Source organism: Streptomyces sp. NPDC053474, assembly GCF_044544845.1.
In the GTDB taxonomy this organism is placed as follows: Bacteria; Actinomycetota; Actinomycetes; order Streptomycetales; family Streptomycetaceae; genus Streptomyces.
The window spans coordinates 47,173-61,439 of sequence record NZ_JBITXV010000022.1; the positions used below are offsets into that span (position 1 = coordinate 47,173).

Annotated in this window: 14 protein-coding genes; 9 read left to right on the top strand and 5 right to left on the bottom strand. The window is 73.8% G+C overall.

The genetic code is table 11. From position 1 onward, the window contains the following. Nucleotides 1–115 precede the first annotated feature (115 nt). Entirely contained in the window at nucleotides 116–487 is a 372-nt protein-coding gene (locus ACIG3E_RS36740; protein WP_399624647.1) for an STAS domain-containing protein, read from the bottom strand. Between the two features lie 253 nt (nucleotides 488–740). Beyond that, nucleotides 741–2,015, bottom strand: coding sequence for a dienelactone hydrolase family protein (locus ACIG3E_RS36745; protein WP_399624650.1), 1,275 nt, complete (start codon nucleotides 2,013–2,015; stop codon nucleotides 741–743). A gap of 188 nt (nucleotides 2,016–2,203) precedes the next feature. Here ACIG3E_RS36745 and ACIG3E_RS36750 point away from each other — a divergent pair, with 188 nt between their 5' ends. From ACIG3E_RS36750 to ACIG3E_RS36760, 3 genes are all read left to right on the top strand, one after another. Continuing rightward, a complete protein-coding gene (locus ACIG3E_RS36750; RefSeq protein ID WP_399624652.1) occupies nucleotides 2,204–2,827 on the top strand; it encodes a TetR/AcrR family transcriptional regulator in 624 nt (207 codons plus the stop codon). Then, a complete protein-coding gene (locus tag ACIG3E_RS36755; protein ID WP_399624654.1) occupies nucleotides 2,824–3,681 on the top strand; it encodes an alpha/beta fold hydrolase in 858 nt (285 codons plus the stop codon). Before ACIG3E_RS36750 ends, ACIG3E_RS36755 begins: the two co-directional genes overlap by 4 nt. 81 nt (nucleotides 3,682–3,762) lie before the next feature. Beyond that, on the top strand, nucleotides 3,763–4,518 hold the full coding sequence (locus tag ACIG3E_RS36760; RefSeq protein ID WP_399624655.1) for a uracil-DNA glycosylase: 756 nt from the start codon (nucleotides 3,763–3,765) through the stop codon (nucleotides 4,516–4,518). 6 nt (nucleotides 4,519–4,524) lie between these two features. Here the strand turns inward: ACIG3E_RS36760 and ACIG3E_RS36765 are convergent, their stop codons facing one another. From ACIG3E_RS36765 to ACIG3E_RS36775, 3 genes are all read right to left on the bottom strand, one after another. Further along, the gene (locus ACIG3E_RS36765; RefSeq protein ID WP_399624657.1) at nucleotides 4,525–6,930 is read right to left on the bottom strand and encodes an ATP-binding cassette domain-containing protein; all 2,406 of its coding nucleotides are present in this window, start codon (nucleotides 6,928–6,930) and stop codon (nucleotides 4,525–4,527) included. A gap of 124 nt (nucleotides 6,931–7,054) precedes the next feature. Next, on the bottom strand, nucleotides 7,055–7,468 hold the full coding sequence (locus ACIG3E_RS36770; protein WP_399624659.1) for a VOC family protein: 414 nt from the start codon (nucleotides 7,466–7,468) through the stop codon (nucleotides 7,055–7,057). Between the two features lie 9 nt (nucleotides 7,469–7,477). Next, nucleotides 7,478–7,999, bottom strand: coding sequence for a helix-turn-helix transcriptional regulator (locus ACIG3E_RS36775; RefSeq protein WP_399624661.1), 522 nt, complete (start codon nucleotides 7,997–7,999; stop codon nucleotides 7,478–7,480). A 194-nt stretch (nucleotides 8,000–8,193) separates the two neighbouring features. On the opposite strand from ACIG3E_RS36775, the gene ACIG3E_RS36780 reads away from it, so the two are divergent. From ACIG3E_RS36780 to ACIG3E_RS36805, 6 genes are all read left to right on the top strand, one after another. After that, nucleotides 8,194–8,856 (top strand): hydrolase, encoded by a 663-nt coding sequence (locus ACIG3E_RS36780; RefSeq protein ID WP_399624663.1) that lies wholly within the window; start codon nucleotides 8,194–8,196, stop codon nucleotides 8,854–8,856. 5 nt (nucleotides 8,857–8,861) lie between these two features. Then, the gene (locus ACIG3E_RS36785) at nucleotides 8,862–9,383 is read left to right on the top strand and encodes a DoxX family protein (RefSeq protein WP_399624665.1); all 522 of its coding nucleotides are present in this window, start codon (nucleotides 8,862–8,864) and stop codon (nucleotides 9,381–9,383) included. Nucleotides 9,384–9,486: 103 nt separating this feature from the next. Then, nucleotides 9,487–10,071: a Dps family protein gene (locus tag ACIG3E_RS36790; RefSeq protein WP_399624668.1), complete on the top strand. Its 585-nt coding sequence runs from the start codon at nucleotides 9,487–9,489 to the stop codon at nucleotides 10,069–10,071. After that, nucleotides 10,071–11,498: a dihydrolipoyl dehydrogenase family protein gene (locus ACIG3E_RS36795; protein ID WP_399624671.1), complete on the top strand. Its 1,428-nt coding sequence runs from the start codon at nucleotides 10,071–10,073 to the stop codon at nucleotides 11,496–11,498. Before ACIG3E_RS36790 ends, ACIG3E_RS36795 begins: the two co-directional genes overlap by 1 nt. Nucleotides 11,499–11,572: 74 nt before the next feature. Continuing rightward, entirely contained in the window at nucleotides 11,573–13,444 is a 1,872-nt protein-coding gene (locus ACIG3E_RS36800; RefSeq protein ID WP_399624674.1) for an amidohydrolase, read from the top strand. Nucleotides 13,445–13,460: 16 nt separating this feature from the next. Beyond that, the gene (locus ACIG3E_RS36805; RefSeq protein WP_399624677.1) at nucleotides 13,461–14,204 is read left to right on the top strand and encodes an acetate uptake transporter family protein; all 744 of its coding nucleotides are present in this window, start codon (nucleotides 13,461–13,463) and stop codon (nucleotides 14,202–14,204) included. Nucleotides 14,205–14,267: the final 63 nt, after the last annotated feature.

Genomic DNA, 14,267 nt, shown 5'->3' on the forward strand with positions numbered 1-14,267 from the left:
GTGTCGTACCGTCAGATCCCTTCGGGGCGCGCCGAGTTGACGGGGAGCCACCCCGGCGGCCGCCGCGCGGCGATGGCCTGGGCGGCGACGGCCCGTACGTGCTCCGCTCGTGCCCTCAGGACGTGTGGGGCGGGTCCTCGCGTCGGCCCCCGTCGGGGCCCTCCGGATCGCGGCGCTGGACCAGGACCTCGTCGACCCCCGTGATGTGGAGCACCCGCCGGACCGGCTTCGAGGCCTCGATCACGGTGATGCGGCCCCCCGCGACGCGGCAGTGCCGGTGGTGCGCGGCCAGGGCGTTGATCCCGGACGAGTCGATGAAGGCGACGTCGGTCAGGTCGAGCTCCACGCGGCGGTGCAGCAGGGGGGCCAGGGCCGCCCGCAGGGAGGGCGCGCTGGCGATGTCCAGATCTCCGTGTACGCGTACCAAGGCGGGGTCGAACCCCGAGACGATGTCCACGCGCAGGGACGAGGGAGAGGCGGCGGCCATGGTGGTGCCTTCCGGAGATACACGGCAGTGCCGGTCAAAGACCATGCATACGGTAGTGATACCCACCAGGCCTGAGCATTTCCTTGGCGGAGACGTACCGGAAAGGTGCAAGTGAAGGGGCTGAGCGGACGCGCGACTGAACTGTCCTCGAACGGCTTTCCGGTCGTTCGAAGGGCGAGCGACGGCGGACAGCGGGCGGTGCCGCGGCGCCGCCCGGGGTCTCCCGGGAGCGGGCGCCGTGGCCCCGTGTGCGTCAGATCCCGTCGTCGGGACGCTTGTGGATCTTCAGGCTCTTGGGGATGGCAGGCAGCAGCCGCTGCTTCGAGGACACCTCGCGCAGGGTGCGGGGATCGGTGAACGTCTCCTGGCGCGCGGGGCGGAAGGTGAGGGCCGGACCGCCCTTGCGCAGGTTGCCGCCCTTGGGCGCGGGCCCGTCGAGGGCGGGGAGGCGGTAGGAGGGGGCCTTGCGCAGGGCCTGCTCCAGGAACGCGGCGGTGAGCTGCGCGGCCTGGGCGCGGGCGGCGACCGGGGACGCGACCTGGGAAGCCTTGCAGGAGCCGATCCCGCCGCCCTTGTCGGTGGGGGCGAGGTTGGTGTTGATCATCCGGTGGCCGGTCCCCGCGAGCAGGACGTCCGCCGCGACCCGGGTCGAGCCGGACCGCGCGAGGGCCTTCATCGTCGCCCGCCCGGCCTGCGGCTCGACGTCCTCGTCGCAGGCGCCCCGGATGTTGAGGACGGGCACCTTGTGCGGCGCGGGCTCGGCGTTCTCGGCGGGCTCGATGGCCACGGCACCGAAGAGCCCGGCGCGCTGGGCCGCCTTGGGGGACAGGACGTAGCCGCCGCCCCTGCTGTGCCCGACGAGGCCGACCCGGGAGGTGTCGATGCGCCCCTTCACCCCGGGGAGCCTCAGGCCGTGGTCGACGCCCTTGTTGAGGTCGGACAGGAGTCGCAGATGGGCACTGACCAGATCGGTGTAGCCCTTGATGGGGTCGGTCTCGCCGCCCCACCAGACCTCCGGGGACACGACGTCGATGGACACGGCGACGAAGCCCTTGCGCGTGAGCGCCTGCACGACGTGCGACAGGCCCGCGTTCTGGCGCAGATAGTCCGGCCCGAGGCCGCGCTCCGGCTTGCCGGGCTTGGCACAGACCAGCGGCCAGTGGGTCTTGACGGGGGTGTGGGTGACAACGTCGGACGCGTCCTTCGTGGTCACGCAGTTGTGGTGGGTGCCGTGCAGCACGACGACGACCGGGTGGGGCCCCTTGCCCTTGGGCATCCCGAGCACGCCGTGGACCTGGGACGGGTTGCCCGCCGTCCTGCCACCGGTGATCTTGAGGAGCCCCGGGGCGAGGCGATAGCTGGCCAGGCTCGCCGCGTTGCCGGTGGTCCCGGCGGTGGCGGTCGGCCGCGGGGACGCGGGCTTGCCGGGGGCCGCCGCCCGGGCCGCGGCGGTGCCGCAGGTGAGCGTCAGGGCGAAGGCGGCGGTGGCGGCCGTCAGGTGCGCCGCCCGGCGGGTTGTGGTGGTCATGGCTGAGAGGACGGTGGAAAGGGAGGGCGCGTTCCCCTTTTCGCGGCGCCATGCCGCCGGGGGCGGTCGCTAGGACCACGACTCCGTACCTGGTCAGCGGCGTGATCCCACGCGACGCTTGACCGTCCTTAGAGGCCTCTCTAAATTTATCCCACTCTCTGACTCTCTTCCGGAAGGGGCGTGGGCGGATGCGGCCGGTCGACGGGGGACTGCGTGAGCGGCACAAGGCCCAGCGGCGGGGCCGGATCCTCGAAGCGACGCGCGAACTCCTCCGGGAAGGCCCGGAGTCGGTCCTCAGTACCGAGCGGATCGCCGCGCGGGCGGAGGTCGCCCCGGCCACCGTGTACAACCTGATCGGCCCGCGCGAGAGGATCTGGGAGGCGCTCGCCGAAGGCTTCATGGACGAACTGGAGCACCGCCTGGCGGCGGCGGAGGACAGCGGCCCGAGAGAGGTCGTCCGGTCGACCGTCGAGCTGTTCGTGGGCGACCCGGTGGTGTCGCGGCGCATGGTGCGCGCCTGGGAGGCGAGCGGCCTCGTGTTCGCCCGCAGCCCGCTGGTCCAGCTCCGCCGGGCGATGGCGGACGCCCGGGCGCGGGGCGTGCTGCGCGCCGACGTCGACACGGACGCGCTGGCCTCCGCCGTCGGCACCTCGTGCGTGGGCGCGCTGCACCAGTGGGTCGCCGCCCTGATCGACGACGACCGGTTCCTCGCGCGCTCCCTGTTCGCCCTGGACGTGGTGCTCGCCGCGGCCGCCGCGGACACCCACCGCGACCGGCTCCTCGCGCCGCTGCGGACCCGGGGCGCGGCATGACCGCCGGTGCCCTGCCGCGGCCCCGGCGGTTCACCGGCCGCGACGGGATCCGGCTTGCGGCCGACGTGTGGGGCGAGGCGTCCGCGCCGCCCCTCCTGCTGCTGCACGGCGGCGGCCAGACACGGCACGCCTGGGACCGGACAGGACCCCGCCTCGCCGCGCTGGGCTGGCGGGTCGTCGCCCCCGACCTGCGCGGGCACGGCACCAGCGGGTGGTCGGCCGACGGCGACTACGACCTCGACCTGTTCGCCGACGACGTACGGGCGCTCGTCGCCGAGCTCGGCGAGCGGCCGGTGGTCGTCGGCGCCTCGCTCGGCGGCCTGAGCGCGCTGCTCGCCGCCGGAGAGCCGCCCGGGGCTGCGCTGCGCGCGCTGGTCCTCGTCGACGTCGCCCACCGGCCCGACGACCGGGGGGTCCGCCGGATCGTCGCCTTCATGCGCGGCCGACCCGACGGGTTCGCCAGCGTCGAGGAGGCGGCCGAGGCGGTGGCCGCCCACCTGCCGCACCGCCCGCGCCCCGACGACCCCGAGGGGCTGCTCAAGAACCTGCGGCGCCACGGCGACCGCTGGGTCTGGCACTGGGACCCCCGGATCCTCGACAGCTTCGAGGGCCGGACGGACCCGCCCGGCAGGGCGGAGCGCGTCCTCGCCGCCGCGCGCCGCGCCGAGGTGCCGATCCTGCTCGTACGCGGCGGCGTCAGCGACGTGGTGCGCGAGGACATCGCCGAGGAGTTCCGCGCCGGGGTCCCGCGCGCGCGGCGCGTCGACGTGGCGGGCGCCGGACACATGGTGGTGGGCGACCGGAACGAGCACTTCATCGACGCGATCGTCCCGTTCCTGGAGGGGCTCGCCTGACGGGGGATCCGCCCGGGGCGGCCCCCGGCGGGACTACCGTGGAAACCCGTGGAAGCCCGCCCCCCTCGATCGGTGCACGGTATGGAACCTCTGGCCGAGCTGGACGCCCGCGTCACGCGGTGCGCGGCCTGCCCGCGCCTGGTCGCGTGGCGCGAGGAGGTCGGGCGGGTGAAGCGCGCCGCGTTCCAGGACTGGACGTACTGGGCCCGGCCGGTGCCCGGGTTCGGGCCGCCGGACGCCTCGCTGCTCGTCATCGGCCTCGCGCCCGCCGCGCACGGCGGCAACCGGACGGGCCGGATGTTCACCGGCGACCGCTCCGGCGACGTCCTGTACCGCGCGCTGTACGACCTGGGCCTCGCGTCGAGCCCGCTGGCGGTGTCCCTGGACGATGGCCTTACGCTGCGCGGCGTCCGCGTGACCTCGCCGGTGCACTGCGCGCCGCCGGAGAACAAGCCGACGCCGGGGGAGCGGGACACCTGCCGACCCTGGCTCGTGCGGGAGCTGGAGCTGCTCGCGCCGGGGCTGCGGGCGGCGGTGGTCCTCGGGGCGTTCGGCTGGCAGGCGGCCCTGCCCGCGTTCGCGGCGGCGGGCTGGCGGGTGCCGAGGCCGCGCCCGCGCTTCGCGCACGGCGCCCGCGTCACCCTGGAGCGCGCCGCACCGCTCGCGGACGGACCGGGCCCGGTCACCCTGTACGGCTGCTTCCACGTCAGCCAGCGCAACACGTTCACCGGCAGGCTGACCCCGGACATGCTCCGGGACGTCCTGCGGACGGCGGCGGGCGAGGCGTGCGTGCCGCCCTACGCCCCGCTCGACTCCCCGCCGTACGCGCGCGGTTGACCGACGTCAGGCGCCGACGTACGCCGCCAGGTGCTCACCGGTGAGCGTGGAGCGGGCGGCGACGAGGTCGGCGGGCGTGCCCTCGAAGACGACCTGACCGCCGTCGTGCCCGGCGCCGGGGCCGAGGTCGATGATCCAGTCGGCGTGCGCCATGACCGCCTGGTGGTGCTCGACGACGATGACGGTCCTGCCGGAGTCGACGAGCCGGTCAAGGAGGCCGAGCAACTGCTGGACGTCGGCGAGGTGCAGGCCCGCGGTCGGCTCGTCGAGCACGCAGACGACACCGTCGCCGCCCTTGTCGGCCAGGTGCGCGGCCAGCTTGAGCCGCTGCCGCTCGCCGCCCGAGAGCGTGGTCAGCGGCTGGCCGAGGCTGATGTAGCCGAGCCCGACGTCGACGAGCCGCTGAAGGACCTTGTGCGCGGCCGGAGTACGGGCCTCACCCGCGCCGAAGAACTCCTCGGCCTCGGTCACCGACATCGCGAGCACCTCGCTGATGTCGCGGCCGCCGAAGCGGTACTCCAGGACCGAGGCGTCGAACCGCCTCCCCTCGCACTCCTCGCAGGTCGTGGAGACACCGGCCATCATCGCCAGGTCGGTGTAGATCACCCCGGCGCCGTTGCAGTGCGGGCAGGCGCCCTCGGAGTTGGCGCTGAAGAGCCCCGGCTTCACGTCGTTGGCCTTGGCGAACGCCTTGCGGATCGGGTCGAGCAGCCCCGTGTACGTAGCCGGGTTGCTGCGCCGCGAGCCCCGGATCGGGCTCTGGTCGACCGACACCACGCCCTCGCCCGCGGGGATCGAGCCGTGCACCAGGGAGCTCTTGCCGGACCCGGCGACGCCCGTGACGACGGTGAGCACCCCGAGCGGAATGTCGACGTCGACGTCCCGGAGGTTGTGCGCGTTCGCGCCGCGGATCTTCAGCGCCCCGGTGGCCTCGCGCACCGTCTTCTTGACGGCGGCCCGGTCGTCCAGATGGCGGCCGGTGACGGTCCCGCTGGCGCGCAGGCCCTCGACGGTGCCCTCGAAGCAGACGCTGCCGCCCTCCGCACCGGCGCCCGGGCCGAGGTCCACGACGTGGTCGGCGATCGCGATGGTCTCCGGCTTGTGCTCCACGACGAGGACCGTGTTGCCCTTGTCCCGCAGCCGCAGGAGCAGCTGGTTCATCCGCTGGATGTCGTGCGGGTGCAGACCGATGGTGGGCTCGTCGAAGACGTACGTGGTGTCGGTGAGCGAGGAGCCGAGGTGGCGGACCATCTTGACGCGCTGCGCCTCGCCGCCCGAGAGCGTGCCCGAGGGCCGGTCCAGCGCCAAGTAGCCGAGACCGATCTCCACGAACGAGTCGAGGGACTGCTGGAGCGCCGTGAGCAGCGGCGCCACGGACGGCTCGTCGAGGCCGCGGACCCACGTGGCCAGGTCACGGATCTCCATCGCGCACGCGTCGGCGATGCTGAGCTTCTTGATCTTCGAGGATCTGGCCCCCTCGCTCAGCCGGGTGCCGTCGCACTCGGGGCAGGTGGTGAAGGTGACCGCCCGCTCCACGAAGGCGCGGATGTGGGGCTGCATCGACTCCTTGTCCTTGGCCAGGAACGACTTCTGGATCTTCGGGATCAGCCCTTCATAGGTGAGGTTGACCCCGTTGACCTTGACCTTCGTCGGCTCGCCGTAGAGGAAGTCCCGCATCTCCTTCTTGGTGAACCTGCGGATCGGTTTGTCCGGGTCCAGGAAGCCCGACTGGGCGTACAGCCCCACGGTCCACACGTTGTCCGACTTCCAGCCGGGGATGGTGAACGCGCCCTCCGCGATCGACTTGGAGTCGTCGTAGAGCTGGGTGAGGTCGATGTCGGAGACGGAGCCGCGGCCCTCGCAGCGCGTGCACATGCCGCCGGTGCGGTTGAAGGTCGCCTTCACCGTCTTGGTCTTCGCGGCGCCGCGGTCGACGGTGATGCCGCCGCTCGCCCGCACCGAGGCGACGTTGAAGGAGTATGCGCTGGGCGGGCCGATGTGGGGCTTGCCCAGTCTGCTGAAGAGGATCCGCAGCATCGCGTGGGCGTCGGTGACCGTGCCGACCGTGGAGCGCGGGTCGGAGCCCAACCGCTGCTGGTCGACGATGATCGCGGTGGTCAGACCGTCGAGCACGTCGACCTCGGGCCGGGCCAGGGTCGGCATGAAGCCCTGCACGAAGGCGCTGTAGGTCTCGTTGATCATCCGCTGCGATTCGGCGGCGATCGTGTCGAACACCAGCGAGCTCTTGCCCGAGCCGGAGACCCCGGTGAACACCGTGAGCCGCCGCTTCGGCAGCTCGACGCTGACGTCCTTGAGGTTGTTCTCGCGCGCTCCGTGCACGCGGATCAGGCCGTGGCTGTCGGCGACGTGCGGAGCGGGCGGCTGCGCGTGCGTCTCGGTGGCCTTGCTCATCGTGTCTCCCTGTGTGTGCGGGCCGCCCGCGCGGCCTGTGCCCGTGTCGCCCGGCCTGATCCGCTCGCCGGAGCCCTCCGCGGCACTGGGCCGGGACCCTACCGCAGGGGGCTTCGAGGTGGTCCTACTGCTTGCGGGGCTGGTTGAAGCGGACCATGTTGCCCGCCGGGTCGCGGAAGGCGCAGTCGCGCACGCCGTAGGGCTGGTCCATGGGCTCCTGGAGCACGTCGGCGCCCGCGGCCCGCACGCGTTCGAAGGCCGCGTCGACGTCGTCCGTCGTGAAGATCACGCCGCGCAGCAGGCCCTTGGCGAGCAGCTCCGCCATCGCCTGCCGGTCGGCCACAGCGGCGTTGGGGTCGGCGAGCGGCGGCTCCAGGACGATCTCCACGTCCTGCGCGGGTGACCCGACGGTCACCCAGCGCATTCCCTCGAAGGCGACGTCGTTGCGGACCTCCAGACCGAGGACGTCGCGGTAGAAGGCGAGCGCCTGGTCGTGGTCGTCGACGGCGATGAAGCACTGTGCGAGCTTGATGTCCATGCCTCGACGCTACGAGGCGTCGGCCGCATCCGCTTCTCCGATCGTGACCGGTTTCCCGGCGGCCCCCGACGAGCCGTTCGCGCCCGCTGCCCGGTCGCCGGTCCGCTTCCCGGGGCCCTCCGGTGCCAGGGCCGGTTCCCCGTTCTTCACGGGCCGCGTGTGGATCTTGGCGACGCAGGCCGGGATCCCGGCGCCCGCCCCGTGGTCCCGGGCCCGGTACGCGCTCGGGGACTCGCCGACCAGCTCGGTGAAGCGCGAGCTGAACGACCCGAGCGACGTACAGCCGACCGCGAAGCACACCTCGGTCACGCTCATGTCGCCGCGCCGCAGCAGCGCCTTCGCCCGCTCGACGCGGCGGGTCATCAGGTAGTTGTACGGCGTCTCCCCGTAGGCGGCGCGGAAGCTGCGCGAGAAGTGGCCGGACGACATGAGGGCGACCTTCGCGAGCGCCGGGACGTCCAGCGGCCGCGCGTAGTCGCGGTCCATCACGTCCTTGGCGCGGCGCAGCCGCACCAGGTCCTCCAGGTTCATGGCCACAGCATCGCACGGGCGGTCGATCCACCGCCCTGACCTGCTACGCCCCGGGCGGCGCGGGTTGTGCGCTGCCGTGCCAACTCCTGGGCGCGGGACGAAAAGCCGGGCCTCACGGCCGGTCGTAGCTTCCTGGTGTGCCGAGCCGCGGACGCGGTCGGCGCGCTACCGAACCGCCTGTGAAAGGACCCCTCATGTTCGACGTCACCAAGGTGCAGGCCGCCCCGGGCTCGGACCTCCTCACGCCTGACAACGCGGTCATGCTCTTCGTGGACCACCAGCCGCAGATGTTCTTCGGCACCGGGAGCGGCGACCGCTCCTCGATCATCAACAGCACGGTGGGCCTGGCCAAGGCGGCCCGGGCGTTCGACGTGCCGGTCGTCCTGACCACGGTCGCCGCCGAGTCCTTCTCCGGGCCCCTGCTGCCGCAGCTCGCCGAGGTGTTCCCCGGGCACGACGTCGTCGACCGCACCTCCATGAACGCCTGGGAGGACGAGGCGCTCGTGGCCGCGGTCAAGGCGACCGGACGCAAGAAGATCGTCCTGTCCGGCCTGTGGACCGAGGTCTGCCTGGTGCTGCCCGCGCTCTCCGCCCTGGAGCAGGGCTACGAGGTGTACGTCGTCTCCGACGCCTCCGGTGGCGTCAGCCCGGCCGCCCACGAGCACGCGCTCCAGCGGATGGTGGCGGCCGGAGCCGTCCCGGTCACCTGGGTCCAGGTCCTCCTGGAGCTCCAGCGCGACTGGGCGCGCCAGGAGACCTACGGCGCGGTCATGGACATCGTCAAGGCCCACGCGGGCGCGTACGGCCTGGGCGTGGTGTACGCGCAGAGCATCCTCGGCGCGCACGCGGCGGGCTGACTTCCTTGGACACCGGCATCCTGCTGCTTCGCTTGCTCGCGGGCCTGCTCGTCGCGGGCCACGGGGTGCAGAAGATCAGCTCCCACCTCGGCGGCAAGGGTCTTGAGGGCGGCACCGAGGAGTTCCGTGCCGACGGCTTCCGCGGCGGTGTCCTCACCGCCCTCGCGGCGGGCGGCGGCCAGATCGGATCGGGACTGCTGCTCGCCGCGGGCCTGCTGACCCCGCTCGCCGCGACCGGGGCCATCGGGGTCATGACGGTCGCCCTCACCGTGAAGTGGCACAACGGCCTCTGGGTGCAGAACGACGGATACGAGTACCCGCTCGTCCTCATCGGCACCGCCACCGCCCTCGCCGCCACCGGGCCCGGCGCCTACTCCCTCGACGCGGCCGTCGGCCTCACGCCGTACCCGCTGTGGTGGGCGGCCGTCGCGCTCGTGGCCGGTCTCGGCAGCGGGCTGCTCACCCGGCTCGTCCTGCACCGCCCGGCCCCGGCGACGCCGGTGCCCGCCGCCCGCGCCGAGGGCTGATTCCCGCCCCACAGACCGGGCCCGGCCGCTCCGCGACCCCCGACCGGACGGCCGGGCCCTCCCTCCTTCCTCCCGACTCCTTCTTCCCGACCAGGAGCACTCGATGGACACCGTGACCACCGCGCCCCCACATGGCGGCGGACAGCCGCTGCTGCACCAGAAGGGCGCCGAGACCCAGGCCTTCGGCACGCTCAAGCAGCTGCCGATCGGCCTCGGCCACGACACCCGCGGATACGCCTGCCAGCGCCTGAACCGCGTACTGGCCGACACACAGATCCTGTACTCCCTCTACAAGAAGCACCACTGGCTGATGCGCGGCGCGACCTTCTACGCGCTGCACCTCATGCTCGACCGGCACGCCGAGGCCCAACTGGCCCTCGTGGACGAGCTGGCCGAGCGGGTCCAGAGCCTCGGCGGCGTCGCGGTCGGGGACCCGCGCCACGTCGCGGAGCTGACCACGATCCCCCGGCCGCCGGACGGCGTGGAGAAGGTCCCCGTCATGCTGTCGCGGCTCCTCGACGCGCACGAGCGGATCCTCATCGACGCGCGGGACGCCGCCGCGCGGCTCTCCGCCGAGGGCGACGAGGGCGGCGCCGACCTGCTCGTCTCCGGTGTCATCCGCACCGGCGAGGCCCAGGTGTGGTTCCTGGCCGAACACCTCGTCGACACGCCGCTGGTGCGCGGCTGATGGAGAACGCGTACGACGTCGTCGTGGTCGGCGGCGGCCCCGGCGGCGAGGTCGTCGCCGACCGGGCCGTCCGGGCGGGACTGACCACCGCCGTCGTCGAGGGCGGGGCGGTCGGCGGCGAGTGCTCCTACCGCGCGTGCGTGCCGAGCAAGGCCCTGCTGCGGCCCGGCGCCGCCCGGGAGGCCGCGCGGTCGGTCGACGGGGCCCGGCAGTCGGTCACCGGGGCGCTCGACGTGGGGCGCGTCCTGGCCCGCCGGGACCGTTTCACCGCCCGCGGCGACGACTCGGGCCAGGCCGACTGGCTGACCGGCGCGGGCATTTCCCTCGTCCGCGGGCACGGGCGGCTCGCCGGGGAGCGCCGGGTGGAGGTGACCGGGGCCGACGGCACGGTCCGCACCCTGCGGGCCCGGCGCGCGGTCGTGCTCAGCCCCGGCACGGACCCCGCGCTGCCGCCGGTCGAAGGCCTCGACCGGATCGGCGTGTGGACCAACCGGCAGGCCACGACGTCCGATGCGCCGCCCGAGCGGCTCGTCGTCATCGGCGGCGGAGTGGTGGCCTGCGAACTGGCCACCGCCTGGCGCTCCCTCGGCTCCGCCGTGACCCTGCTCGTCCGCGGCCGGTCCCTGCTGAGCGACTGGGAGCCCTGCGCGGGCGAAGAGGTCGCCCGGGGCCTGACGGCGCTGGGCGTGACGCTGCGCTTCGAGGCCGCAGCCACCCGGGTCACCCGCGACGCGGCCACCCGCGCCGTGACGGTCGAGACCGCCGACGGCGCCGCCCTCGGCTGCGACGAGGTCCTCGTCGCCGTCGGCCGCCGCCCGCGCACCGAGGACCTCGGCCTGCACACCGTCGGCCTCACGGCCGGTGACTGGCTCCCGGTCGACGACACCTGCCGGGTCACCGCCGTCGACGGCGACTGGCTCTACGCAGTCGGCGACGTCAACCACCGCGCGCCGCTGACCCACATGGCCAAGTACCAGGCCCGCGTCTGCGCCGCGGCGATCGCCGAACGGGCCGCGGGCCGCCCCGCCGACACCGGCGGCTGGCAGGCCTGGGACGCGCGGGCCGGCCACACCGCCGTCCCGCAGGCCCTCTTCACCCGCCCCGAGGTCGCGAGCGTCGGCCTCACGGAACGCGCGGCGCGCGCCGCGGGCCTGGCGGTCCGCGCGGTGGAGTACCGCGTCGACGACGTCGCGGGCGCCGCACTGTACGCCGACGACTACCGCGGCCGCGCCAAGCTCGTCGTCGACGAGAGCCGGGGAGTCGTCGTCGGCTGCACCCTCACAGGGCCGCTGGCGACCGAACTCATCCACACCGCCGCCGTCGCCGTCGCCGGCGAAGTCCCTCTGGAACGGCTGCGCCACGCCGTCCCCGCCTTCCCGACCGTGAGCGAGGTCTGGCTGCGGCTCCTTGAGGCGTACGGCCTCTGAGACGCCCCGCCCACCCCCGGGGACGCGCCGCGCGCCCGCGCCCCACCCCGCACATCCGCAAAGGAGAACCCCCGATGCCGAACCCGCCGACCCCCGAACCCGCCGCCCCGCGCCAGGAACACGCGCGGGCCGACCTCCTCGTACGCAACGCGAGGGTGTACACCGGCGACCCCGGGCGCCCCGAGGCCCGCACCGTCGCGATCCGCGACGGACGGATCGCGGCCCTCGGCGACGACCACGACCTCGCCCACCTCGTCGGGCCGGGCACCACGGTCGTCGACGCCCTCGGCCGCCGGGTGATCCCCGGCCTGAACGACTCGCACCTGCACGTCATCAGGGGCGGCCTGAACTACGTCCTGGAGCTGCGCTGGGACGGCGTGCGCAGCCTCCGCCACGCCCTGGCCATGCTGCGCGAGCAGGCCGGCCGCACCCCCAAGGGGCAGTGGATCCGGGTCGTCGGCGGCTGGACCGCCGAGCAGTTCGCCGAGCGAAGGATGCCGACCGTGGCCGAGCTGAACGCCGCCGCCCCCGACACCCCGGTGTTCGTCCTGCACCTCTACCAGTCGGCCCTGCTGAACCGGGCCGCCGTACAGGCCGCCGGATTCACCCGCGCGACCCCCGACCCGCGGGGCGGACAGATCGTCAGGGGCCGTGACGGCGAGCCCAACGGCGTCCTCCTCGCCGCGCCGAGCGCCCTCATCCTCTACTCGACCCTGGCCAAGGCGCCCGCCCTCGACGAGGCCGACCGGACGACCTCGACGCGGCACTTCCTGCGCGAGCTGAACCGCTTCGGACTCACCTCCGCGGTCGACGCCGCGGGCGGCTTCCAGAACTTCCCCGACAACTACGCCACGGTCACCGACCTCGCCGCTTCGGGTGAGCTGTCCCTGCGGATCGCCTACCACCTGTTCCCGCAGACGGCCGGTCAGGAACTCGCCGACCTCAAGCGCTGGATCGAGACGGTGAGGCCCGGGGACGGGGACGAGTGGCTGCGCCTCAACGGCGCGGGCGAGAACCTGACCTGGGCCGCCGCCGACTTCGAGAACTTCTCCGAACCCCGTCCCGCGCTCGCCGAGGGCTACGAGGCCGAGTTCGAGCACGCCGTCCGGCTCCTGATGGAGAACGGCTGGGGCTTCAGGCTGCACGCCACGTACGACGAGACGATCCGCCGCGACCTCGCGGTCTTCGAGAAGCTCGCCGCCGAGGGCCTCTTCCCCGGCGACAACCGCTGGCTCTTCGACCACGCGGAGACCGTCTCGGCCGACAGCCTGGACCGGATCGCGGCCCTCGGCGGCGCCCTGTCCGTGCAGAACCGCATGTCCTTCCAGGGCACCGCCTTCCGCGAACGCTACGGCGCCGAGGCCGCCGCCCACACCCCGCCCGTCCGGGCCATGCTCGACCGGGGCCTGACCGTCGCCGCGGGCACCGACGCCACCCGCGTCTCCTCCTACAACCCGTGGGTGGCGCTCCACTGGCTGGTCACCGGGCGCACCGTCGGCGGCACCGCGCTCTACCCGGCCGGGAACCTGGTCGACAGGGAGACCGCGCTCGGCCTCTACACCCGCGGCGGCGCGCGCCTCACCGGTGAGCAGGACGTCAAGGGCATCCTGCGGGAGGGCTACTACGGCGACCTGGCGATCCTGTCCGACGACTACCTCACCGTGCCCGACGCCGCCATCCCCGACATCGAGGCCGTGCTCACCGTCGTCGGCGGCCGCGTCGTCTACGCGACCGCGGAGTACGAGGGACTCGACGAGGCCGTCCCGCCGGTCAGCCCCGAGTGGAGCCCCGTGGCCCGCTTCGGGGGCTACCAGGCCGGTGCCCGGCAGGCGGCGCTCGTCGCCGAGGCCGCGGCCGAGTCCGAGGAGCACCGCCGGTGGCGGGTGGCCCGCGGCTCCACGTCCGACACTCCGGCGTCGTTCCTCGACCCCTGCTTCGACCACTGAACGGGAGATCTCCACGATGAGTACCGCTTCCTCCGTCCCTGTCGACGGGACCGACGACGGGCCGGACGGCCCGCCGGACGCTCCGCGGGGACGCCACTTCGAGCCGGACCTCCGGCCGATGACCCGGATCAATCTGCGCCCCATCGCCTCACCCATGCCGCTGGGCTTCTTCACGGTGGCGATCGCCTCGGCGATGACGGGGTGCCTCCAGCTCGGCGTCTTCGACTCCGCGGCCCGCGGCGCCGTCGCCCTGTGCGTCCTGCCCGCCTTCGCGCTGCAGTTCCTGGTGAGCGTGCTGTCCTTCGGCGCCCGTGACGTGATCGCGGCGACCCTGATGGGCACGTTCGCGGGCAGCTGGCTGGCGTACGCCCTGGTCATGGCCAGCGGCGCGGCCGAGGGCCCGCGGGTCCTCGGCGTGTTCAACCTGGCGTTCCTCTGCTTCGGGGCGCTGATGACGGCCGTGACGCCGCCCAAGCGCGCGATGTGGCTGGTCCTGGTGGCGTCCCTGCCCCGCTGGGCGGCCACCGGCCTGTCGGGCCTGACCGGCGTCGAGTGGCTCACCCGCACCTCCGGCGCCCTCGGCCTCCTGGTGGCGCTCGTCGCGATGTACGCGGCCTTCGCCCTGATGCTGGAGGACATGCGCGGCGAGGAGGTCCTGCCCATTGGCCGCAGCGGGCCCGCCCACACCGCCGTGACGGGCGACCTCACCGTCCAGCTCCGCAACCTCGAACGCCACGCTGGCGTGCGCCGCACCCTCTGAACGCGCCCACCGCACCCGGACCCCACGCCCGTGGGGGGGCGGTGCCTGCACGCGGGCCCGGGT